The following is a 22,961-nucleotide window of genomic DNA, read 5'->3' as shown; positions in this document are numbered from 1 at the left end:
GGACGCCATGCATATGAAGACGCGCAACGACAAGCAGCTGGTGGTCGGCCTCGATATCGGCACCTCCAAGGTGACCGCGATCGTGGGCGAGTACGAGCCGGGCGAGCCGATCACCGTGATCGGCATCGGCACCCATGTGTCGCGCGGCATGCGCAAGGGCATGGTGGTGGACATCGAATCCACCGTGCACTCGATCCAGCGCGCGGTGGAGGAGGCCGAGCTGATGGCCGGCTGCGACATCCGCTCGGTCTGCGCCTCGATCTCCGGCAGCCACCTGGAAACCCGCAACTCGCACGGCAACGCGGCGATCCGCGACCGCGAAGTGACGCCGGGCGACCTGGAGCAGGTGCTGGAGGCGGCCAGCGCGGTGGCGATTCCGGCCGACCACAAGGTGCTCTACAAGGAGCCGCAGGAATACCGCATCGACGGCCAGGACGGCATCCGCTCGCCGGTCGGCATGAGCGGCGTGCGGCTGGAGGCGAACGTGCACCTGGTCACCGGCGCGGCCGCGGCGGTGCAGAACATCACCAAGTCGATCCAGCGCTGCGGGTTGTCGGTGGACGAGCTGGTGCCCTCGGCGCTGGCCAGCGCGAAGGCGGTGCTCACCGACGACGAGCGCGAGCTGGGCGTGTGCCTGGTCGACATCGGTGCCGGCACCACCGACATCGCGATCTACACCCAGGGCTCGATCCGCTACACCGCCTCGCTGCCGATCGGCGGCGACCAGGTCACCGGCGACATCGCCTACGGCGTGCACACGCCGACCGCGCATGCCGAGGAGATCAAGATCAAGTACGCCTGCGCGCAGACCGGGCTGGCGCACGCCGAGGAAACCATCCAGGTGCCCAGCGTGGGCGACCGCCCGCCGCGCCGGCTGGCGCGGCAGGCGCTGGCGCAGAGCGTGCAGGCGCGCTACGAGGAAATCTTCGAGATGGTGCAGGACAAGCTGCGCAGCTCGGGCTATGACAGCCTGGTGGCGGCCGGCGTGGTGCTCACCGGCGGCGCCTCGAAGATGGAGGGCGCGCTGGAGCTGGCCGAGGAGATCTTCCACAAGATGGTGCGCCTGGGCGTGCCGCAGGAGATCAGCGGCCTCGGCGAAGTGATCAGCAGCCCGTTGCACGCCACCGGCGTGGGCCTGCTGCTGCACGGCTCGCGCCACAACGCACCGGTGCGCGGTGGTGCCGGCCCGGCGCTCGGCAACGTCGGCGGCCTGCTCGGCAAGTGGCGCAGCTGGCTTACGAAGAACTTCTGACCGGGTGCCTCGCGAAATGCGAAGCGCCCGGCAGACCCATGGATGGGTTTGCCCGTGATCAGGCATTTGAATGCCTGATCGCGGAGGCCAGTCCGGACATGCGCCGGACTGGCCGACCCGAACGACTGCCAGGACGGCAGTCGCTCGAGCAACGGAATACGGCGGCGCAGGAGGCGCAGCCACGGGCGGCGGGATGTCCGCCCACCACCACGGAGCGACAGGAGTCGCCACCCGCGGTTACAACGACAACAACTCTGGAGGACGGGAAATGTTCGAGCTGATCGAGAAACTTGCACCAAACGCAGTCATCAAGGTCATCGGCGTGGGCGGCGGCGGCGGCAATGCCGTGGCACACATGATCAACGCCAACATCGAGGGCGTGGAGTTCGTCGTCGCCAACACCGATGCGCAGGCGATGACCAGCTGCAACTCGCGTACCCATCTGCAGTTGGGTTCCAACGTCACCAAGGGCCTGGGCGCGGGCGCCAATCCCGAAGTCGGCCGCCAGGCCGCGCTGGAGGACCGCGAGCGCATCGAGGCGATGCTGGAAGGCGCCGACATGGTGTTCATCACCGCCGGCATGGGCGGCGGCACCGGCACCGGTGCGGCGCCGGTGGTGGCCCAGTTGGCCAAGGAGAAGGGCATCCTCACCGTGGCGGTGGTCACCAAGCCGTTCCCGTTCGAGGGCCGCCGCCGCATGCAGGTGGCGATGAAGGGCATCGAGGACCTCAGCCAGCACGTCGACTCGCTGATCACCGTGCCGAACGAGAAGCTGCTCAGCGTGCTGGGCCGCGAGGTCACCCTGATCAACGCGTTCAAGGCCGCCAACAACGTGCTGCAGGGTGCCGTGCAGGGCATCGCCGACCTGATCACCGCGCCGGGCCTGATCAATGTGGACTTCGCCGACGTGCGCACCGTGATGAGCGAGATGGGCCTGGCGATGATGGGCACCGGCACCGCCAGCGGCGACGACCGCGCCCAGGCCGCGGCCGAGGAGGCGATCAAGAACCCGCTGCTGGAGGACGTCAACCTCAACGGCGCCTGCGGCATCCTAGTCAACGTCACCGCCGGTCCCAACCTCACCATGCGCGAATTCGACGAGATCGGGCGCATCATCCACGACTTCGCCAGCGAGGACGCCACCGTGGTGATCGGCACCTCGCTCGACGCCGAGCTGAAGGACGAGGTGCGCGTCACCGTGGTCGCCACCGGCCTCAACCGCGCCCCCGCCTCGCGCAACGTGCGCATCGTGGAGCAGAAGCAGGTCGAGATGCGCCAGCGCCCGCGTCCGGTGGTGCTGCGCACCGGTACCGGCAACGAGGTGGTGGACTATGCCCAGCCGGAACCGTCGATCAGCGCCAATCCGCGCAGCGAGGCTCCGGCCCGCCAGGACAGCGGGCTGGAATACCTGGACATTCCGGCCTTCCTGCGCCGCCAGGCCGACTGAGGTCGTCGACGCCTGAACCGCACGTCCCGTGCTTGTTAAGAAGGAGTGGAACAAAACACCTGTCCAACGGGTCATTGCAGAAACATGAAGGGTGGACTCGGGTCTGTTGCCGCAGTGCGCAGCCGCGCCGGTCAGCGAATGACCGTCTGGCGCGTTCGGGCCTGGAATCCGCAAGACGATGCGTCAGGGAGGGCGCATGACCGGCTGCTTGGGCGAAAGCCCGGATGGCCGATCCGTTACCCCGGTGCCGGAATCCCGTCCCGGCCCGGGGTATCGTGTCGCCCCGCTCGCCTGGCGAGCGGACCATGTTCACGGGTGTGCCTTCCGGGATGAAGGGCGCATGAAGGCTCGACCAGACTGTACGGTACGGTTTGCTATTGCAGCTGGTTAAAACTGTGTTAGCATCCGACCCCTGATTGGCTGCTACTTGGCAGGTACCAACGACAATGATCAAGCAGCGCACGCTCAAGAACATCATCCGCGCCACCGGCGTGGGCCTGCACACCGGCGACAAGGTGTACATGACTCTGCGCCCCGCGGCGCCCAACACCGGCATCGTGTTCCGCCGCACGGACCTCAATCCGCCGGTGGACATCCGTGCGCGGCAGGACAACGTCGGCGACACCCGCCTCTCCACCACGCTGGTGAACGGCGAGGTGCGCGTTGCCACGGTCGAGCACCTGCTGTCGGCGATGGCCGGCCTCGGCATCGACAACGCCTACGTGGATCTGTCGGCGCCGGAGGTTCCCATCATGGATGGGAGTGCCGGCCCGTTCGTGTTCCTGCTGCAGTCCGCCGGCATCGAGGAACAGAACGTGGCCAAGCGCTTCATCCGGATCAAGAAACCGGTGAAGGTGCAGGAAGGCGACAAGTGGGCCAGTTTCGAACCGTTCGAGGGCTTCAAGGTCGGCTTCTCGATCGAGTTCAACCATCCGATCATCAGCAAGCGCACCTCGCGCGCCGAGATCGACTTCTCCACCACCTCGTTCGTGAAGGAAGTGAGCCGCGCGCGCACGTTCGGCTTCATGCGCGACATCGAGATGCTGCGCGAACACAACCTCGCGCTGGGCGGCTCGATGGACAACGCCGTGGTGCTGGACGACTACCGCGTGCTCAACGAGGACGGCCTCCGTTACGAGGATGAGTTCGTCAAGCACAAGATCCTCGACGCGATCGGCGACCTCTACCTGCTCGGCCACAGCTTGATCGGCGCCTACCACGCACACAAGTCCGGCCACGAGCTCAACAACAAGCTGCTGCGCACCCTGATGGCGGACGCCACGGCTTGGGAAGAAGTCAGCTACCAGGACGATCCGGCCACCTCGCCGATCTCCTACGCCCATCCCGCCCAGGCGATCTGATCGCGCATAGCGCGGCCGTCAGCGGGCAAGAAACAGAAAGCCGCCGCATCCCACGATGCGGCGGCTTTTTTCGGCTTTCTTGGATGTGCAGCGATTGATGGCTGCCCGTTTGATCCAGGCGATCAGGGATGATCGCGAAGACGTTGCCGATTCAGCGAGGTGATTCGTCGGGTTTGGCCAGAGCGGCCAGCTTGCCGAACAGCTCCTGCCATTCGGGATCGGCCGCGGCGGCAGCCGCAGCGCGCAGATGGGTCGCGGCCGCGGGCGACAGCGTACGTGTGCGCTCGGGTTCCAGCTCGATCCGCGGCAGCGGGCTCACCTTGACGCCAAGGGTCTCGGCGCGGATGTCGAGGTGGCGGGCGGTCGCGAGAATCTGCGCCTGCAGCAGGCGCAGCCGCGTGGCCCAGGCGGGCGTGGAGGCGAGGAACAGCAGCCGCCCGCCGCGCAGGTTGGCGAAGCGCACCTCGCCGCGCAGCGGCATCGGCAAGGTCTGGCGCAGCGCACGATCCAGTGCATCCAGCGCGGCGGCCTTGCCGGCCAGCGTGGCGAAGGATCCGCAGGCGCCGAGTGCTTGCGGGCCGCGAGGGCGCGAGGCGGCGCGGGACATGGTCCGACGGCTCCGGGTAGGGTCGATGTGTCGATGATACCTGCCGCAGGCCGCGCGCGCCGCTCTTGAATCCGCGTGCCGGCGCCGCCATCCCGGGAGATCGCCGGCGCCTTCGTCATGCCTGCCGTCCGGGCCCGTGTAGTAATATGCCCGTTTGGTTCGCGCCAACGCGCGGCCCTTTGTCCTTGTCATCCGGAAGATCGATGCTCAATCGTGCCCTCACCAGCATTTTCGGCAGCCGCAACGAGCGCGTGCTGCGCCAGTTGTCGCGGACCGTGGCGCGCATCAATGCGCTGGAGCCCGAGTTCGAGAAGCTGGACGACGAGGCATTGCGCGGCAAGACCGAGGCGTTCAAGCAGCGTGTCGCCGCGGGCGAGTCGCTGGACAAGCTGCTGCCCGAAGCCTTCGCTGTGGTGCGCGAGGGCGCCAAGCGCGTGCTCGGCATGCGCCATTACGACGTGCAGCTGATCGGCGGCATGGTGCTGCACCAGGGCAAGATCGCCGAGATGCGCACCGGCGAGGGCAAGACCCTGGTGGCGACGCTGCCGGTGTACCTCAACGCGCTGGCCGGCAAGGGCGTGCACGTGGTCACCGTGAACGATTATCTAGCCCGCCGCGACTCGGCGCAGATGGGCAAGCTGTACAGCTTCCTCGGCCTCAGCACCGACGTGGTGTGGCCGGGCATGGACCATGCCGACAAGCACAAGGCCTACGCCGCCGACATCACCTACGGCACCAACAACGAGTTCGGCTTCGACTACCTGCGCGACAACATGGCGCTCAGCAAGGAGCAGCGCTACCAGCGCGGCCTCAACTACGCCATCGTCGACGAGGTGGACTCGATCCTGATCGACGAGGCGCGCACGCCGCTGATCATCTCCGGCCCGGCCGAGGATTCGCCGCAGCTGTACCTCGCGGTGAACAAGGTCGTGCCGCGCATGATCCGCCAGCAGGAGGAAGAGGGCGCCGGCGACTACTGGGTGGACGAGAAGCAGAAGCAGGTGCACCTGTCCGAGGACGGCATGCAGCATGCCGACGAGCTGCTGCGCGAAGCCGGCGTGATCAGCGCGGACAGCGGCTTGTACGACTCGAAGAACCTCGCCGTGGTGCACCACCTCAACGCCGCGCTGCGCGCCAACGCGATCTACCAGCGCGACGTGGACTACATCGTGCGCGACGGCGAGGTCATCATCGTCGACGAGTTCACCGGCCGCACCCTGCCGGGCCGGCGCTGGTCGGATGGCCTGCACCAGGCGGTGGAAGCGAAGGAAGGCGTGCCGATCCAGCGCGAGAACCAGACGCTGGCCACGGTGACGTTCCAGAACCTGTTCCGCATGTACAAGAAGCTGTCCGGCATGACCGGCACGGCCGACACCGAGGCGTTCGAGTTCCAGAGCATCTACGGCTTGGAGGTGGTGGTGATTCCCACCCACAAGCCGATGATCCGCAAGGACAACGCCGACCTGGTCTTCCTCGGCCAGCAGGCCAAGTACAACTCGGTGATCGAAGACATCAAGGACTGCCACAAGCGCGGCCAGCCGGTGCTGGTGGGCACCACCTCGATCGAGGTGTCCGAGTTGCTGTCGGAACAGCTGCGCAAGGCCAAGGTCGCGCACGAGGTGCTGAACGCGAAGCAGCACGAGCGCGAGGCGCACATCGTGGCCCAGGCCGGCGCGCCGGGGCAGGTGACGATCGCCACCAACATGGCCGGCCGTGGCACCGACATCGTGCTCGGCGGCAGCCTGGAGGCGGCGCTGTCCGCGCTGCCGGCGGAAGCCACCGAGGTCGACCGCGCCCGCGTCAAGGCCGACTGGAAGAAGCTGCACGAGCAGGTGCTGGCCGCCGGCGGCCTGCACATCATCGGCACCGAGCGCCACGAGTCGCGCCGCATCGACAACCAGCTGCGTGGCCGTTCCGGCCGCCAGGGCGATCCGGGTTCCTCGCGCTTCTACCTGTCGCTGGAGGACAACCTGCTGCGCATCTTCGGCGGCGAGGGCCTGATCCGCTGGATGAAGCGCTTCGGCATGAAGGAAAACGACGCGCTCGAAGACCGCATGATCAGCCGCCAGATCGAGAAGGCGCAGCGCAAGGTCGAGCAGCACAACTTCGACATCCGCAAGCACCTGCTCGAATTCGACGACGTCGCCAACGACCAGCGCAAGGTGATCTACCGCCAGCGCGACGAGTTGCTGGAAGGCGAGGACGTCTCCGCCACCGTGGCCGACATCCGCCACGACGTGGTCGAGAGCATCGTGCGCGAGCACGTGCCACCGGACAGCATCGACGAGCAGTGGGACGTCCCCGGACTCGACCGCGAGCTGGAAGGCAAGTTCGGCCTGGCGCAGGACCTGCCGCGCTGGCTCGAACAGCAGAGCGAGATCGACGCGACGATGATCCTCGAACACGTGCGCGGCGGCGTGGACGAGCTGTTCCAGGCCAAGGAGGCGCAGATCGGCGCCGAAACCATGCGGGCGCTCGAGAAGCACATCATGCTGACCGTGGTCGACAACGCCTGGAAGGAACACTTGGCGAACATGGACTACCTGCGCCAGGGCATCTACCTGGTGGGCTATGCCCAGCAGGATCCCAAGCAGGCGTTCAAGCGCGAGTCGTTCCGGCTGTTCTCCGACATGCTCGACCGCATCAAGGCCGAGGTGGTGCAGATGCTGGCGCGCATCCGCATCCGCAGCGAGGAGGAAGTCGCCGCGATGGAGGCCGAGCAGCAGCGTCTCGCCGAACGCCTGCAGCGGCAGATGCTGGCCAGTGGCGGCGGCGCGCCCGATGCGGCGCTGGATGCCGATCCCGCCAGCGTGGCCGCCGGCGCCATGCACCTGCAGCAGCCCGACACGCCGCGCGTGGGCCGCAACGAACCCTGTCCCTGCGGCTCGGGCAAGAAGTACAAGCACTGCCACGGGCAGCTGGCCTGAGGCCACGGGTCGTGAAACCGCAGGAGCGCGCTGGCGCGCGATGGAGCCTTTTGCGAAAGGCATCCGTTGCGCGTCAGCGCGTTTTTGCAGGTGCGGGCTTTGGACTGAAACGGCAGTCAAAAGCTCATCTTGTTGGTGTCAGGGAAAGCGCTTCCTGCACTTTCCCTGACTCGCCCAGGCCTTGCCTGGGCTCCGCCCCGCGTTCGCGGGGCGTGCGATCCATCCATGGATCGCCGGCGGCGGCTTTCAGTCGCCGCCGCCGGGCGGCCGCTTGCGGTGCGGCTCGGCGTCCACGGTGATGTACTGCGGCTCTTCGCTGTCCAGCCGCAGCGCGGTGAGCTGGCCACCCCACACGCAGCCGGTGTCGATCGCGTAGACGCCCAAGCCGGCGAAACGACCCAGCGCCGACCAGTGGCCGCAGACGATGCGCGTCTCGCGCCGGCGCATGCCGGGGACCTCGAACCAGGGATACAGGCCCGGTCGCTGGGTGCCGGGCTCGCCCTTGCCCTCGAAGTCGATGCGGCCGTTGACGTCGCAGTAGCGCATGCGGGTGAGCAGGTTGATCGTGGCGCGGTGGCGGTCCAGCCCCTGCAGGCGGCTGGACCAGCCGGCGGGACGGTTGCCGAACAGATTCCGGAGGATGCGCGGATGGCGCGGGCTGGAGAGCTCGCGCTCCACCTCCTGCGCGGCCTTCTGCGCCTGGCGCAGCGTCCACTGCGGCGCGAGTCCGGCGTGGATCATGGTCCAGCCGAGCTGCTCGTCGTGGTGCAGCAGCCTTTGCGAACGCAGCCATTCGAACAGCACCGGTGCGTCGTCGGCGAACAGCACCTCGCGCAATTCGGGGTTCACCTTGGCCTGGGCCTCCGGCTTGCGCAACGCAATCGCCAGCAGGCTGAGGTCGTGGTTGCCCAGAGTGACGACGCTCTGCTCGCGCAGGCCGTGGATCAGCCGCAGCGTGGCCAGCGACTCGCCGCCGCGGTTGACCAGATCGCCGCAGAACCACAGCCGGTCGGTCGCCGGGTCGAAGCGGAGCTTGTCCAGCAGGCGTTGCAGTTCCGGGTAGCAGCCCTGCACGTCGCCGATTGCATAGGTGGCCATCCGTGTGCCGTCCGTCAGTGCAAGGTGCGCGGGATGGCGAGCGTGAAGCGCGGGATCGGCGCCTCGAAGCGGGTACCGTCGTCGGCCAGCATCAGGTAGCTGCCGCCCATGGTGCCCACCGGAGTCTCCAGCACCGCGCCGGAGGTGTATTCGAAGTTGTCGCCCGGGCGCATCCAGGGCTGCTCGCCCACCACGCCGTCGCCGCGCACTTCCTCCACCTTGCCGTTGGCGTCGGTGATCACCCAGTGCCGGGTCAGCAGTTGCGCGGGCACGCTGCCCGCGTTGTGCAGCGTGATGGTGTAGGCGAACACGTAGCGGTTGTCGTCGGGGCGGGACTGGTCGGGGACGAAACGCGTCCGCACCTGCACATCGATCGTGTAGGGATGGTTTTCGCTCATGTGCCGATTGTAAGGCTTGCGGCGTCGCGCGTCGCCCGTGCGCCGGCGGGATTCAGCGCGCGGCGAGGCGCTTGGCGAGGCGCACGAAATCCCCGGGCGCCAGCGTCTCGGCGCGTGCGCGGGGATCGACGTCGGCGCTGCGGATCGCCTCGGCGTCCAGCAGCTGCCGCAGCGCGTTGGAGAGCGTCTTGCGGCGCTGGCCGAAGGCGGCCTTCACCACCGCGTGCAGCAGCTCGGGATCGGCATCGTGGCGTTCGTGCGGCGCCAGCGGCACCAGCCGCACCACCGCCGAGTCCACCTTGGGCGGCGGCCGGAACGCTTCCGGCGGCACCTCGAACAGCGGCACCACGCGGCAGGCCAGCTGCAGCATCACCGACAGCCGGCCGTACACCTTGCTGCCGGGTTCCGCGGCCATGCGGTCCACCACCTCCTTCTGCAGCATGAAGTGCATGTCCTCGATCGCCGCGGCGTGCTCCACGCAATGGAACAGGATCGGACTGGAGATGTAGTACGGCAGGTTGCCGGCGATGCGCAGGCGTTCCACGCCATGGCGGTGCGCCAGCGCGGCCAGATCCACCTTCAACACGTCGGCATGGATCACGGCGAGTTCGCCCACCTCCGCCGCGCGCGCCTTCAGCGCGGGGATCAGGTCGGTGTCCAGCTCGATCGCGGTGAGCGAGCCGGCCGCGGCCAGCAGCGGCAGGGTGAGCGCGCCCTCGCCGGGGCCGATCTCGACCAGGAAGTCGCCGGCGCGCGGCGCGATCGCGCGCACGATGTCGTCGATGTAGCGCCGGTCGTGCAGGAAGTGCTGGCCGAAGCTTTTCTTGGGGCGAGCGTTCATGGGGCAGCAGTGAGTGGAGAGAAGTGAGGAGTGAGAGCGGCAGTCTTGCAGGTTTTACTCACTTCTCACGCCTGTTCACTCTCTTTTCGCCGGCGTGCTGCCAGCGTCAAGGCCAGCTTGGCGGCAGCGATCAGGCTGGCGGGATCGGCGCGCCCCGTGCCGGCCAGATCCAGCGCGGTGCCGTGGTCGACCGAGGTACGGATGAAGGGCAGGCCGAGCGTGAGGTTGACGGTGCGGTCGAAGGCTTCGCTCTTCAGCACCGGCAGCGCCTGGTCGTGGTACATCGCCAGCACCGCGTCGTAGCGCGCACGCTGCGCGGGCACGAAGGCGGTGTCGGCGGGCAGTGGGCCGAGCAACTGCATGCCTTCGGCGCGCAGTGTGTCCAGCAGCGGGATGATCGTGTCCAGTTCCTCGCGGCCCAGGTGGCCGCCTTCGCCGGCATGCGGGTTGAGGCCCAGTACGGCGATGCGCGGCGCGGCGATGCCGAACTTTGCCTGCAGTTCGGCGTGCACGATGCGCAGCGTGCGCTCCAGTGCGGTGCGGGTGATCGCGGCGGGCACCGCGCTCAAGGGCAGGTGCGTGGTGGCCAGCGCCACGCGCAGCTCGGGGCTGGCCAGCATCATCACCACGTCGGTGCGGGTGCGTTCGGCGAAGTATTCGGTGTGGCCGCTGAAGCGGACGCCGGCCTCGTTGATCGAGGCCTTCTGCAGCGGCGCGGTGACCACGGCGGCGTAGCGGCGGGCCAGGCAGCCGTCGGCGGCCTCGGCGAGGGTGGTGAGCACGTGCCGTGCGTTGCGCGGGTCGGGTTGGCCGGGGATTTCCGTGGCAGCCAGCGGGATGTGGTGCACGCGCAGGCTGCCGGCTTCACGGTGCTCGCGCGGCGTGCCATCGTCGTCGTCGAGGGTGATGGAAAGCCCGCAGCGGGCGGCGGCGCGGGCGAGCAGAGCGCGGTCGGTGATCGCCACCAGGTCGGCCGCCAGCTCGGTGGCGGCCAGTCGCGCGATCAGTTCCGGACCGATCCCGGCCGGCTCACCGGCGGTGACGGCGAGCCGTGGCAGCGCCATGCCGGCGGCTCCCGGTCAGGAGGCTGCCGGCGTATTGGTGTCGTCGCGCAGCGCGGGCACCAGCACGTTGATGAAGGCATTCGCGCGCAGGTCGCGCAGGAAGTCGTCGTAGGCCTGCTCGGCCTTGCGGTTGCCGATCGCCTGGCGTGCCTGGTCGCGTTCCATCTGGGTGGTGAGGTCGCTCTGGCGGGTGCCCAGGAGCTGCAGGATGTCCCAGCCGTTGCCGGTCTGGAACGGCTGCGAGACCTGGTTCTCCTTCAGCTGGGCGAGCTGCTGCGCGATCGCGCTGCCCCAGGCGTCCTTGGCGAACCAGCCCATGTCGCCGCCGAGGTTGGCGGTGGTGTCGTCCTTGGAATTGTCCTTCGCCAGCTTGGCGAAGTCCGAGTGCTTGGTGGTGAGCTGCTCGTACAGCTCCTGCGCCTTCTGCTGCGCCTGCTCGGGCGTCATCAGTTCGCTCGGCTTGAGCAGGATCTGCCGTGCGTGGTACTCGGTGACGATCTGCTTGGACGGCTCGCGCTGGCCGATCAGCTTGATGATGTGGAAGCCGGTGGGGCCGCGCAGCGCGGGGCTGACGTCGCCGGGCTTCATGTTGGCCACCGTGTCGGCAAAGGCCGGCGGGATCTCGTCCATGCGGCGCCAGCCGAGGTCGCCACCGTCCAGCGCGTCGGATGCGTCGGAGTAGCGGATCGCCGCGGCATTGAAGTCCATGCCGCCCTTGATCGCGTTGATCGCCGCCTCGGCCTTGGTGGCGGCGGCCTGGATCGCGGCGGCGTCGGCGCCGGAGGGGATGCTGATCTGGATGTGCGCCAGGTGCACCTCGCCGGCCTTGTAGCTTGGGCTGGCAAGCAGGTTGTCGATCTCGCTGTCGGTGACCGAGACCTGGTCGTGCACCACGCTCTGGTGAAGTTGCTGCACGGTGAGCTGGTCGGCCAGCTGCTGGCGGAACGCGCCGAAATCCTCGCCGCTGCGCTGCACCTCGGCGCGCAACTGGTCGGGGCTCATCTTGTTCTGCTGCGCCACCTCGGCCACCGCCTGGTCGACCTGGGCGTCGGAGACATGCACGCCCTGGTCGTCGGCCTTCTGCAGCTGCAGCTTCATCAGGATCAGACGGTCCAGCACCTGCTGCTGCAGCACGTTCATCGGCGGCAGCTGGCCGGGCTGGCTGGCGTACTGTTGCTGGATCGAGCGCACGGCGTTGTCGAGCTCGCTTTGCAGGATCACGTCCTCGTTCACCACCGCGACGATGCGGTCCAGCGACTGGGTCTGGCCGGCCGGTGCGGCGTTGGTGCCGGCACTGGGCAACAGCTGGGCCTGCGCGGGCAGCGCGAGCACGAGGGCGGGCAGGAGCAGGGCGAGGAATCGCTTCATCAGGGAGCAGCCGGAGGATGGATACAGCGGTTTATTGATAGCCGAGAATATCACGGTGCAGCAGCGGGTCGATCTGGCCGCCGGTCGAGCCGAGGCCCTTGAAGACGACTTCGAACATGATGGCGTTGTCGCGCAGGTTGGTCTGGCCCGGCGTCGTGGGCGGCGCGACGCCGTAGTAACCCTGGTTCACGTAGCTGCGGTCGACCAGCCGCAGGGTGACGCAACAACTGTCGTATTCGATGCCGGCCAGCGCCTCGATCGTGCCCTTCAGCGGGTTGGCCACGCCCTTGACCGGTTCCGCATACGTCCACGCGCCGATCAGGCGCCAGCGCTCGGACAGCGGGTAGACCGCCGAGACGCTGTATTGTTCCATCAGCCCGCGGCGGTAGCGGTAGGCGAAGTTGACCACCCCGTCCAGGCCCAGCCGCCCCTGCAGCTGCAGCATCGCCATGTCGGTGCGGCGGGTGTTCGGGCTCCACTGGTAGGAGCTGCTGGCGCGCCAGCGGTCGCTGAGCTGCAGGTCCAGTTGCGCCACGTAGGACGAGCCGGACCAGTCGGTGGCCGGGGAAGACGTGTTCGCGCCGTTCGGCATCTGCACCCGCTGCGGGGTGAAGTAGCGGATCTGGCCGAAGCTGGCCGACAAGCGCTCCACGCCGCCGTCGTCCAGCAGGCGGGTGGTGACCGCCGCGGTGAGGTTGTTCGCGTTCATCTGGCGATCGGCGCCGGAGAACTGGTTGGTCGAGAACAGCTGCCAGTAGTCGAACGACATCAGGCTGGTGTCGAACAGCGGCAGGTTGTTCTGGTCGCGGTACGGCACGTACAGGTAGTACAGCCGCGGCTCCAGCGTCTGCGTGTAGTCGTGGCCGAACAGCGACGTATCGCGATCGAACACCAGCCCGCTGTCCAGGCTGACGATCGGCAGCGAGCGGCTCGGCGACCTCTGCGTGAACGGGGTCGTTGTGCCGCTGCCCAGCAGGCCGTAGTAGCCGTAGTTCTGGTAGCCGTTGCTGAGCTGGTAATCGGTGTAGCGCCAGGCCACGCGGGGGCGCACGAACCAGCCCGGTGCGCCGAAATCCGCGGCGGCGAACGGTTCGATGTCCTCGCGGCTGCCTTCCACGGCCCCCGGCTTGCGGAACGCCACGAACTGGTTGGTCATGCCGAATTCCAGCCAGCGGTTCAGCGGCAGATCCACGTTGAAATTGGCGTTCGGCAACTGCCGGTAGGGCAGCGACGCGTCGGTGAGGAACGGGTTCATGTTCTGGTAGGCGGTGCCGCCCACCGAGGCGTTCCACAGCGCATCGCCCCACTTGCCGCCGCCGGCGACATTGGCGGTGGACGCGAGGCTGTAGACCGGCGCGCCACCGAACTGGTTGCCGAAGTCGTAATAGAAGTTGTTGTCCGAGCTGCGGTCGATCGAGGTGCTGAAGTTCCAGCTTCCCCACAGGTGGGTGGTGTCGTTGATGGTGTAGCGGTAGCGGTTCGTGCCCGCGGTATTGGCGGTGGTGCCGGGATCGGTGGGGCCGTGATCGTTCGGCAGGTACTGCACGTCCAGCGTGCCGCTGCTGCCCGGCAGCAGGTAGCGGAATTCGGTGTCCAGCATGAAGCCGCGGGTGCTGTAGACGCGCGGATCCAGCGTGGCGTCGTAGTTCGGCGCCAAGTTCAGGTAGTACGGCGTGCTGAGGAAATAGCCCGAGCGGCTGCTGTGGCCGAAGGTCGGGTACAGGAAGCCGGTCATGCGCCGGTTGTCCACCGGGAAACTGAACCAGGGCAGGTAGATCAGCGGCACGCTGCCGACGCGGAAGGTGGCGTTGCGCGCCACGCCGCGACCGGTTTCCTTGTCGACGCTGATCGACTTGCCGCGGAACTCCCACAGATGGTGGCCCACGTCGCAGGTGGAATAGGTGGCCTGCGAGTAGCGGGTGCGGTCGGCGTCGAACATCTGCGCCTTGCTGGCCGTGCCGTTGCCGCGCGAATCCAGCATCTGGTAACGCACGTCGTCGGCGATGCCGGTGCTGGCGTCGTTGTTGCCGCGGGCGCGGCTGGCGGCCAGCAGCTGGCCGGCATCCTGGTAGCGCACGTTGCCGCGCGCGTCGTAGTCGGTGGTGTCGTCGTTGTAGTCGGCCGTGTCCGCCTGCAGCCGTTGATCGGCGCGTTCCATGCGCACGTCGCCGGCGAGGTGGTACACGGTCTGGTTGGAGCTGTCCACGTGCTGCGCAGTCACGTAGGTGTTGCTGGTGTCGCGCAGGCTGCTGTCGCGGCTCAACGCGGGGTCGTAGAACTCCAGCATCGCGTTGGGACGGCACATCGCGTAGTTGTACGGGCGCGGCGCGCAGTGGAAGGAACCCAGCGGGCAGACCTGCTCTCTGCCGTCCAGCGAACTCTTGCGGTGCTGCCCCAGGCTGCTGCCCATGGCTTCGACCGGGACGCCGACCAGGGCAAGCGCGGCGGCGACCGCCAGCAGGCGTCGTGGGGGGAGCTTGCGCATCACAATGGGAGCCCTGCGGTCGTGAGGCTCGTAAAACTAGCAGAAACACCCTGGATCAGGCAGGCATGGGGCCTGCGCGGTGCAGGCGAGGATTCAGTGATGAACGAGCCCGGGCGGGTCGGTGCGAGGCGGAATGGCAGGCCGGGCGCGACGGCCGCACGCCTCAATCTTTACTTTTGCGATCGTCCGTGATCGCGAGAATCGAACGGGCGGCCATCCGTGGCCGCACTCTTCAATCCAGCATCGCCTCGACATGCGCTGCCGTGCTGGCCGCCAGCGCGGCGAGGTCGTAGCCGCCTTCCAGCGTGGAGACCAGACGGCCGTCGGCGTGCCGGTTCGCCAGCTCGACCAGCTTGGCGGTGATCCAGGCGTAGTCCTCGCTGCCCAGGCAGAGGTCGGCCAGCGGGTCGCGCTGGTGCGCGTCGAAGCCGGCCGAGACCAGTACCAGTTGCGGTTTGAACGCGTGCAGCCGCGGCAGCAGGTCGCCCTCCCACAGTTCGCGGAACAGGTAGGGGCCGTCGCCGGCCGACAACGGCCGGTTGAGGATGTTGCCCGCGCCGCGTTCATCCGGGCCGCCGCTGCCCGGGTACAGCGGCATCTGGTGGCTGGAGGCGAACAGCACGCGGGGCTCACGCCAGAAGATGTCCTGCGTGCCGTTGCCGTGGTGCACATCGAAGTCGGCGATCGCCACGCGCTGCAAGCCGTGTGCCGCCAGCGCGTGTGCAGCGGCCACCGCCACATTGTTGAACAGACAGAAGCCCATCGCCTGCTCGCGCGTGGCGTGGTGGCCGGGCGGGCGTACCGCGCAGAAGGCGCGGCGCACGTGGCCGCCGTCGAGCACGGTGTCGACCGCCGCCACCGCGGCGCCGGCGGCACGCAGCGCAGCCTCGGCGGAGCCGGGCGAGAGCACGGTGTCCTCGTCCAGCCGCTGCACCTGACCCACCGGTATGGCGGTGAGGATGCGATCGACGTGGTTGACGTCGTGCACGCGCAACAGCTGCTCGCGGCTGGCGCGTGGCGCCTCGACGCGATCCAGCGCGGCGTAGCGGTCGTGGTCGAGTACGCGCAGCACGGCGGCGAGCCGCGCCGGCGATTCGGGGTGACCGGGGCCGTTGTCGTGCTGCAGACAGGCCGGGTGGGTGTACAGCCGCAGCATGCGGCGGCTTCAGCCGGCGGCGGGCTTGCGCCGCCGCTCGTGCTGCCACAGCACCTCGCCGTGGCCGCCGGCGCGGGCGAGCACGCGGCAGAGCACGAACAGCAGGTCGGACAGGCGGTTGAGGTAGTGCTGCGCCTGTGGCCGCACCTCGGGTTCCGCGTGGCGCAGGGTGATGACTTCGCGCTCGGCACGACGGCACACGGTGCGCGCGAGATGGCAGCAGGCCGCCGCCATGCCGCCGCCGGGCAGGATGAATTCCTTCAGCGGCGGCAACGGTTCGTTGAACGCGTCCAGCACGGTTTCCAGTCGCGCGACGTCGGCGTCCTCGATCATCGCCATGCCAGGAATGCACAGCTCCCCGCCCAAGTCGAACAGCTCATGCTGGATCTGGGTCAGCGCCTCGCGCACCGCCGCGTCCACACCCTCGCAGGCCAGCACCATGCCGATCGTGCTGTTGAGCTCGTCCACCGTGCCGTAGGCGGCCACGCGCGGCGAGTCCTTGGCCACGCGCGAACCGTCGCCGAGACCGGTGCTGCCGTCGTCACCGGTGCGGGTGTAGATCCTGGAGAGACGGTTGCCCACGTCAGTGCTTGGCGTGAGCACCGCGCTGCGACAGGCGCGACAGCTGGGTCGCCAGTGCATGCACCACCGCGCCCAGCCCCACGTAGAGGGCGGTGCCGGTGAGGAACGGCAGGTACCAGTCGCCGAGATTGCCGAACCACGCGCCGAAGCTGCGCGGCGCCGGCACGCTGGCGCTGATCCAGTAGAAGCTGCCGTTGGAGATCAGGTAGCAGGCGCCCTCGGCGACCAGCAGCGCGGCAACGGCGAGGCCGAGCGTGCGCAGGTTCAGGCCCGACTGGCGTTTGGCCAGCCAGCTGCCGCCCAGCCACAGCGCGCCGTAGGACGGTGCCAGGAACCAGTAGGCCGGCGACACGCAGTAGTGGCTCCAGAAATCGATGCCCTGGCCGGAGATCACCAGGTAGTCCACCAGCACGGCCTCGGCCAGCAGCAGCGGGAAGGCCCAGCGACCTTGGCCGCGCAGCCAGAAACCGGCGAGGAAGAACACACCCCACGAGGCATCCCACAGCGCGTGGTGCAGCAGCGAGGGATGGAAGCGGGTGACGCCCATCACCAGGGCCAAGCCCAGGAGGATGGCCAGGCGTCGGGTCGTTGAGGTTGCCATGTGTACTCCGTGCAGCTCGGCGGGATTCAGGCGCGCAGTTTATCCCAATGTGGCCGGCCCGATGCGTCGGCGGCTCGCCGGCGCGTATCATCCGGCGCATGAATCCCCCCACATCTCCTGCCGGTGATGGCGTGCTGATCGTCGGCGGTGGCCTGGTCGGCGCCAGCCTCGCCATTGCGCTGGACGCCGCCGGCATCAAGGCCACCCTGGTCGAGGCCGCCGCCCCGCGCATAGACGCCCAGCCCAGCTACGACGAGCGCAACCTCGCGCTGGCCCGCGCCACCGTCAACGGCCTTGCCGCGATCGGCGTGTGGCCGCATGCCGCAGCGCAGGCCACGGCTATCCGCCACATCCACGTCAGTCGCGCCGGCGAGTTCGGCAGCGCGCGCATCGATGCGGCGAAGCACGGCGTCGACGCGCTGGGCTGGACCCTGCCTGCACGCGAACTGGGTGCGGCCCTGCTGCGTCGGCTGGATACCTGCACGCGGCTGACCCGGCTCGCGCCCGCGAAACTGGAATCACTGGAGGCACAGCCGCAGGGCTGGCGCGCCCGCATCCGCACGGCGGATGGCGAGTGTGTCATCGATGCCGCGCTGTTGGTGGGGGCCGACGGCACCGAATCCTTCGTGCGCAGCCAACTTGGCATAGAGGCCGTTCGATACGACTACGAGCAGACCTTGTTCGTGGCTACCGTCACGCCCGAGCGGGCGCATGCGAATCGCGCTTTCGAGCGTTTTTCCGACGAAGGTCCGGTGGCCTTGCTGCCGCTGGCCGAAGGGCGCTGCGGCCTGGTGCTCACCGTGCCCGCGGAAGCGGCCGACGAAGTCGCCGCGCTGGACGATGCCGGCTTCCTCGCGCTGGCGCAGCAGCGCTTCGGCTGGCGACTCGGACGACTGTCGCGGCCCGGCAAGCGCCATCCCTACGCGATCCATCGCGTGGCCGCGCAGCGGCTTACCGGTCCGCGCGCGGTGCTGGTGGGCAATGCGGCGCAGACCGTGCACCCGATCGGCGCGCAAGGCTTCAACCTCGGCCTGCGCGATGCACTGACGCTGGCCGAACTGGTGGCTGCCGCGGACGATCCCGGTGCGCCGGAATTGCTGGAACGCCATGCCGCGCGCCGCGTGCCCGATCGCGAAGGCACCATGGCGATGAGCCACGGCCTGGTGCGCCTCGCCTGCCTCGAACGGCCCGCGCTCGCGCCGCTGCGCTCGCTGGCGCTGCTGGCGCATGATCGTCTGGCGCCGCTGCAGGATCGCCTGGCCCGGCACGGCATGGGTTTCCGCGGCGAACCGCCGCGCGCGGTGCTGGAGCGCCTGCCATGAGCGTCTCGCATTACACCCACGCACCGCGCCGAGGCCCCGCGCTGGACGTTGCCGTGGTCGGCGGCGGCATGGCGGGAGCGGCTGCGGCACTGGCGCTGGCCCGCGCCGGTTTCGCCGCCGCCCTGTTGGAGGCGCGTGCGCCACAGCCCTGGGATGCCGCCGACGAGGTGGATCTGCGTGTGGTGGGCCTGGCGCCCTCGTCCGTCGCCTTGCTGGACGACTTGGGCGTATGGACGTCCATACGGGAATCGCGTTCCGGTCCCTACGCGCACATGCATGTGTGGGACAGCGAGAACGGTGCGGCCATCGATTTCGATGCCGCCGACGAAGGCCGCGACCTGCTCGGCCACATCGTCGAGAACAACCTGGTGCAATGGACGCTTTGGAACGCACTGGACGCGGCTGGCGTGCGCCGCCCGTGCCCGGCCGAAGTGCGAGCCTGCGAAGCGCGCGAGGATCGCGTGACGCTGGAGCTGGCCAACGGCGAAAGCCTGTCCGCGCGCCTCGTGGTGGCCGCCGATGGCGCCGCCTCGCCGCTACGCGACATGATGGGCATCGCCACCCGTGATCGTGACTACGTGCAGCGCGCGGTGGTGGCGCACGTGGCCACCGAGCGGCCGCATCAGCAGACGGCATGGCAGCGCTTTCTTCCGACCGGACCGCTGGCGCTGCTGCCGCTGGCCGACGGGCGCAGCTCCGTCGTGTGGTCGCTGCCCGAGGCCGAGGCGCAGCGCGTGCTGACCCTGGACGACGCGGCTTTTCTGCAGGAGCTGGGCGTGGCCAGCGACTTCCGCCTGGGCCGCATCCTGTCCACCACGAAGCGAGCTGCCTTCCCGCTCAGGCTGCAACTGGCCGAGACCTATCAGGCCGAACGCTTCGTGCTCTTGGGCGATGCCGCGCATGCGGTACATCCGCTGGCGGGGCAGGGCGTGAACCTGGGCTTGCGCGACGTGGCCGAGCTGCGTGACGTGCTGGCTGCCGCGCGCGACGCGGGCGGCGACTTCGCCGCGGCGCACGTGCTGCGCCGCTACGCGCGTCGTCGGCGCAGCGCCGACACGCTGGATGCGCACGGCTTCGACGCGCTGGCGCGCATCTACGCCTGGCAGTCGCCGCCGCTGGTCGCCGCGCGCGCCTTGGGCATACGCCTGTTCGACCGGCTGGCGCCGCTGAAGCGGCGCATCGCGCGGCACGCCGCCGGGCTCTGATGTTTTTCTTTTGCGTTCGTCCGTGAACGCGAAAGTCAAACGGGCGGCCATCCTTGGCCGCACTCTTCACGAGGGAGGGTTCCGCCATGCGTTACATCCGTTGTCTCGCTGCACTCCTGCTCGCCAGCTTCGCCTTCGCCGCGCAGGCGAAGATGGTGCATCGCCCGGTGGAATGGACGCAGGGCGGTACCCGCTTCCACAGCGTGCTGGTCTACGACGACGCCAGCAGCGCGAAGCGCCCGGGCCTGGTGATGGTGCCGAACTGGTTCGGCGTGAACGAGGAGGCGGTGAAGAAAGCCGAGATGATCGCGGGCAAGGACTACGTGATCCTGCTCACCGACATGTACGGCGCGAACCTGCGCCCGCAGCTGGACAACGCCGAACAGGCGCAAGCGGCCGTCAAGCCGCTGTACGCGAACCGCGCGCTGATGCGATCGCGCATCAACGAGGCGCTGACGCAGCTCAAGGCGCAGGCGAAGGACGCGCCGATCGACACCGCGAAACTCGCCGCCATCGGCTTCTGCTTCGGCGGCGCGGCCGTGCTCGATCTTGCGCGCAGCGGTGCAGACGTGGCAGCGGTGGTGTCCTTCCACGGCGATCTTTCCACCGACGATGCATCGATGGCGAAGCACATCAAGGCCCGCGTGCTGGCGATGAACGGCGCCGACGACACGTGGACGATGAAGGACGCCGACAAGTTCATGGACGAGATGCGCCAGAGTCCCGCCGACTGGCAGTTCGTGGTGCTGGGGCACGCGGTGCACTGCTTCACCGAGGTGGGCGAAAACTCGCCGGGCTGCAAGTACGACGCGAAGGTGGCGGCACGCTCGTACGGGTTGATGCATGCGTGGTTGCGGGAGGCGTTTGCGGGGCGCGATTGATCACGGCATGAATCCCCTCGCCCGCTTGCGGGAGAGGGGTTGGGGGAGAGGGGCTCTTCTGCTCTCCGCCTGCAAGATTCAGAGCGGTTTCGACCGCCTGACGGCGGCCGAGTTACTTTTCTCTTGCGTGGCCAAGAGAAAAGTAACCAAAAGAGAAGGCCATCCCGAGGCGGCGCTTGCCGGGCTCCTGCCCGGCAAGTCCGTGAGGCGGGGCCGGGCTTTTCGAGCGGGCATCCTGCCCGCGCGAAAAGGCGAGCCCATCCATGGGTTCGCCCACTGCGCGGCCTAGTCGTCCCCGCCTCACCGTCGCCCAGGGGCCCCGGAAGAGCAGGCGCGCATCGTGCGCGCCAGAAGCCGCAGCGCTGCGCTGCGCGCTGTTGCTGTTGCTTCTGCGCGCTGGGAGCGCGCTGCTCTACCCGGGGCCCCTATGGCGCGGCGGGCGGGTGGAGGAAAGTCCGCAGGATGGCTCGCAGGGATGCGAGCCAGTTTTTCGCCGGGACAGGAGTCCCGTCGAAAAACCCCGGAATCCGCCCGTGCACCCGGAAGGCAGGATGCCTGGAGGGCGCGCCATCGGGGTGCCCCTCTCTTTGGTTACTTTCTCTCGGGCATGCGAGAGAAAGTGACTCGGGCGCCGACAGGCGCTCGAAACCGCTTTTGCAAGTTCAGCGCGGCTGGTTTTCCGCCAAGAAGACGGTCAGTGCCTCGCGAGGCGCTCCGCCTCGAACTCATCCGGCGGCACCACCGGCGCATCCGGATGCGAGGCAGCCTCAAGCTCGGCGGCTTCCACCGACGGCGTGCGCCAGCCCGACTTCACGCCCCACAGATAGAACACCAAGCCGATTACGCCGACTACCGCCAGATCCCAGCCGTAGGGCAGGTAGCCCTTGCCGCCGAAGGTGGTGCTGCCGGCCCAGGAGACGAAGGCGATCGCGGGCAGGTAGGCGACCAGCCACCAGGCGCCCTTCATCTGGCGACCGAAGTCGTGCCAGCCGGCCTTGGCCTGGTAATAGAAGTACACCGGCAGCGCCACGACCATCAGCAGGATGATCTCGCCGGTGAGTGGCCACTTGGCCCAGTACAGCAACTCGGTGGACATCACGAAGGCGATGCCGGCGAGCACGGGCAGGCCGGCGAGGCGCAGCGGGCGGTGCAGGCCGGGGGCGGTGCGGCGCAGCGTCATCACGCTGACCGGGCCGGTGAGGTAGGAGATGATCGTGGCCACCGAGATCACCGCGGCCAGCGTGCCCCAGCCGCGGAAGAAGAACAGGAACAGGAAGGACACCACCAGGTTCACCCACATCGCCGGGCGCGGCACGCCCCACTTGGGATGCACGCGGCCGAGGATCTTAGGCAGCGTGCCGTTGCGCTCCATGCCGTAGAGCATGCGCGCGGTGGTGGCGGTGTAGGTCATGCCGGTGCCGCTGGGGCTGATCACCGCGTCGATGAACAGCAGCGTGGCCAGCCACTGCAGGCCGAGGATGATCGCGAGGTCGGCGAACGGCGAGCTGAAGTTGATGCCGTGCCAGCCCACGTTGGCAAGCATCTCGCGTGGCACCGCGCCGATGAAGGACACCTGCAGCAGCACGTAGATCACCGTGGCCAGCAGGATCGAGCAGACGATCGCGAACGGAATGCTCTTGCCCGGGTTGCGCGCCTCGCCGGCGAGGTTCACCGGGCTCTGGAAGCCGTTGAAGCTGAACACGATGCCGGCGATCGCCACCGCCGTGAGCACAGAGGCGAAGTCGATGGCGTGCACCTCGCCATGGATGCCGACGCTGAAGTTCTCGGGGTGGAAGCCGCTGGCGATCAGCAGCACCGCGGTGAGCGCGGGGATCACCAGCTTGAACAGGGTGATCGCGGTGTTCGAGCGCGCGAACAGCTTCACGCTCCAGAAATTCAGCAGGAAGTACGCGATCACCAGCACCGCGGCGATGGCGAGGCCTGCCGTGCTCAACTCGCCGTGGCCGCCGGGCGCCTGGTGGTAGAGATCCTTCGCCCAAGCCCACTTCCACGAAGACATGTACTGCGCCGAGGCTTCGGCTTCCACCGAGATCACCGAGACGATCGCGATCCAGTTCGCCCACGCCGCGATGAAGCCCACCAGCGAACCATGCGAGTAGTGGCCGTAGCGCACCATGCCGCCGGATTCGGGGAACATCGCCCCGAGTTCTGCATAGGTCAGCGCGATGAACAGGATGATCACCGCGCCGATCACCCAGGCCCAGATCGCGCCGGGGCCGGCGATCTGCGCCGCGCGCCAGGCGCCGAACAGCCAGCCGGAGCCGATGATCGAACCCAGACCGGTGAGCATCAGGGCGAACGGGCCGACGTCGCGGCGGATCGAGCTGCTGGAAGACATGGAAACT

General features: G+C 68.4%; 18 protein-coding genes. 7 read left to right on the top strand and 11 right to left on the bottom strand.

The genetic code is table 11. The features are described 5' to 3' along the window. Positions 1-13: 13 nt before the first annotated feature. From ftsA to lpxC, 3 genes are all read left to right on the top strand, one after another. A complete protein-coding gene (ftsA, locus tag AB7878_RS06035) occupies positions 14-1,252 on the top strand; it encodes a cell division protein FtsA (RefSeq protein ID WP_369495727.1) in 1,239 nt (412 codons plus the stop codon). 268 nt (positions 1,253-1,520) lie between these two features. Next, positions 1,521-2,699: a cell division protein FtsZ gene (gene ftsZ / locus AB7878_RS06030; RefSeq protein ID WP_369493489.1), complete on the top strand. Its 1,179-nt coding sequence runs from the start codon at positions 1,521-1,523 to the stop codon at positions 2,697-2,699. 446 nt (positions 2,700-3,145) lie between these two features. Further along, positions 3,146-4,060 carry a UDP-3-O-acyl-N-acetylglucosamine deacetylase gene (gene lpxC / locus AB7878_RS06025; protein ID WP_077482741.1) on the top strand — a complete coding sequence of 305 codons (915 nt, stop codon included), beginning with the start codon at positions 3,146-3,148 and terminating at the stop codon, positions 4,058-4,060. Positions 4,061-4,211: 151 nt separating this feature from the next. Here the strand turns inward: lpxC and AB7878_RS06020 are convergent, their stop codons facing one another. Then, entirely contained in the window at positions 4,212-4,667 is a 456-nt protein-coding gene (locus AB7878_RS06020) for a DciA family protein (RefSeq protein ID WP_369493488.1), read from the bottom strand. Between the two features lie 203 nt (positions 4,668-4,870). On the opposite strand from AB7878_RS06020, the gene secA reads away from it, so the two are divergent. Further along, positions 4,871-7,594, top strand: a complete 2,724-nt coding sequence (gene secA / locus AB7878_RS06015) for a preprotein translocase subunit SecA (RefSeq protein ID WP_369493487.1) — start codon at positions 4,871-4,873, stop codon at positions 7,592-7,594. 246 nt (positions 7,595-7,840) lie between these two features. Here the strand turns inward: secA and AB7878_RS06010 are convergent, their stop codons facing one another. From AB7878_RS06010 to AB7878_RS05970, 9 genes are all read right to left on the bottom strand, one after another. Next, on the bottom strand, positions 7,841-8,692 hold the full coding sequence (locus AB7878_RS06010) for a symmetrical bis(5'-nucleosyl)-tetraphosphatase (RefSeq protein ID WP_369493486.1): 852 nt from the start codon (positions 8,690-8,692) through the stop codon (positions 7,841-7,843). A gap of 14 nt (positions 8,693-8,706) precedes the next feature. Continuing rightward, positions 8,707-9,090, bottom strand: a complete 384-nt coding sequence (gene apaG, locus AB7878_RS06005) for a Co2+/Mg2+ efflux facilitator ApaG/CorD (protein WP_369493485.1) — start codon at positions 9,088-9,090, stop codon at positions 8,707-8,709. Positions 9,091-9,142: 52 nt separating this feature from the next. Further along, positions 9,143-9,931 (bottom strand): 16S rRNA (adenine(1518)-N(6)/adenine(1519)-N(6))-dimethyltransferase RsmA, encoded by a 789-nt coding sequence (gene rsmA / locus AB7878_RS06000; RefSeq protein ID WP_369493484.1) that lies wholly within the window; start codon positions 9,929-9,931, stop codon positions 9,143-9,145. Between the two features lie 65 nt (positions 9,932-9,996). Continuing rightward, positions 9,997-10,995, bottom strand: coding sequence for a 4-hydroxythreonine-4-phosphate dehydrogenase PdxA (gene pdxA, locus AB7878_RS05995; RefSeq protein ID WP_369493483.1), 999 nt, complete (start codon positions 10,993-10,995; stop codon positions 9,997-9,999). Between the two features lie 15 nt (positions 10,996-11,010). Beyond that, positions 11,011-12,363, bottom strand: a complete 1,353-nt coding sequence (locus AB7878_RS05990) for a peptidylprolyl isomerase (RefSeq protein WP_369493482.1) — start codon at positions 12,361-12,363, stop codon at positions 11,011-11,013. Positions 12,364-12,394: 31 nt separating this feature from the next. Continuing rightward, on the bottom strand, positions 12,395-14,848 hold the full coding sequence (locus tag AB7878_RS05985) for an LPS-assembly protein LptD (RefSeq protein WP_369493481.1): 2,454 nt from the start codon (positions 14,846-14,848) through the stop codon (positions 12,395-12,397). Positions 14,849-15,080: 232 nt separating this feature from the next. Beyond that, complete coding sequence (locus AB7878_RS05980) at positions 15,081-16,001, bottom strand: histone deacetylase family protein (RefSeq protein ID WP_369495726.1); 921 nt, start codon at positions 15,999-16,001, stop codon at positions 15,081-15,083. 12 nt (positions 16,002-16,013) lie between these two features. After that, the gene (locus AB7878_RS05975) at positions 16,014-16,586 is read right to left on the bottom strand and encodes a cob(I)yrinic acid a,c-diamide adenosyltransferase (RefSeq protein WP_369493480.1); all 573 of its coding nucleotides are present in this window, start codon (positions 16,584-16,586) and stop codon (positions 16,014-16,016) included. 1 nt (position 16,587) lies between these two features. After that, positions 16,588-17,187, bottom strand: coding sequence for a hypothetical protein (locus AB7878_RS05970; RefSeq protein WP_369493479.1), 600 nt, complete (start codon positions 17,185-17,187; stop codon positions 16,588-16,590). A 98-nt stretch (positions 17,188-17,285) separates the two neighbouring features. Between AB7878_RS05970 and ubiH the strand changes: the two genes are divergently transcribed. The 3 genes from ubiH (at position 17,286) to AB7878_RS05955 (ending at position 20,595) form a co-directional block, all read left to right on the top strand. Further along, a complete protein-coding gene (gene ubiH, locus AB7878_RS05965) occupies positions 17,286-18,509 on the top strand; it encodes a 2-octaprenyl-6-methoxyphenyl hydroxylase (RefSeq protein WP_369493478.1) in 1,224 nt (407 codons plus the stop codon). Next, positions 18,506-19,714: a UbiH/UbiF/VisC/COQ6 family ubiquinone biosynthesis hydroxylase gene (locus tag AB7878_RS05960; protein ID WP_369493477.1), complete on the top strand. Its 1,209-nt coding sequence runs from the start codon at positions 18,506-18,508 to the stop codon at positions 19,712-19,714. Before ubiH ends, AB7878_RS05960 begins: the two co-directional genes overlap by 4 nt. Positions 19,715-19,800: 86 nt before the next feature. Then, on the top strand, positions 19,801-20,595 hold the full coding sequence (locus tag AB7878_RS05955) for a dienelactone hydrolase family protein (RefSeq protein WP_369493476.1): 795 nt from the start codon (positions 19,801-19,803) through the stop codon (positions 20,593-20,595). A 694-nt stretch (positions 20,596-21,289) separates the two neighbouring features. Here the strand turns inward: AB7878_RS05955 and AB7878_RS05950 are convergent. After that, entirely contained in the window at positions 21,290-22,954 is a 1,665-nt protein-coding gene (locus AB7878_RS05950; protein WP_369493475.1) for an APC family permease, read from the bottom strand. Positions 22,955-22,961 lie beyond the last annotated feature (7 nt).

The organism is Rhodanobacter humi, assembly GCF_041107455.1.
GTDB lineage: Bacteria > Pseudomonadota > Gammaproteobacteria > Xanthomonadales > Rhodanobacteraceae > Rhodanobacter_A.
This window is presented reverse-complemented; position numbering and strand designations above follow the sequence as displayed.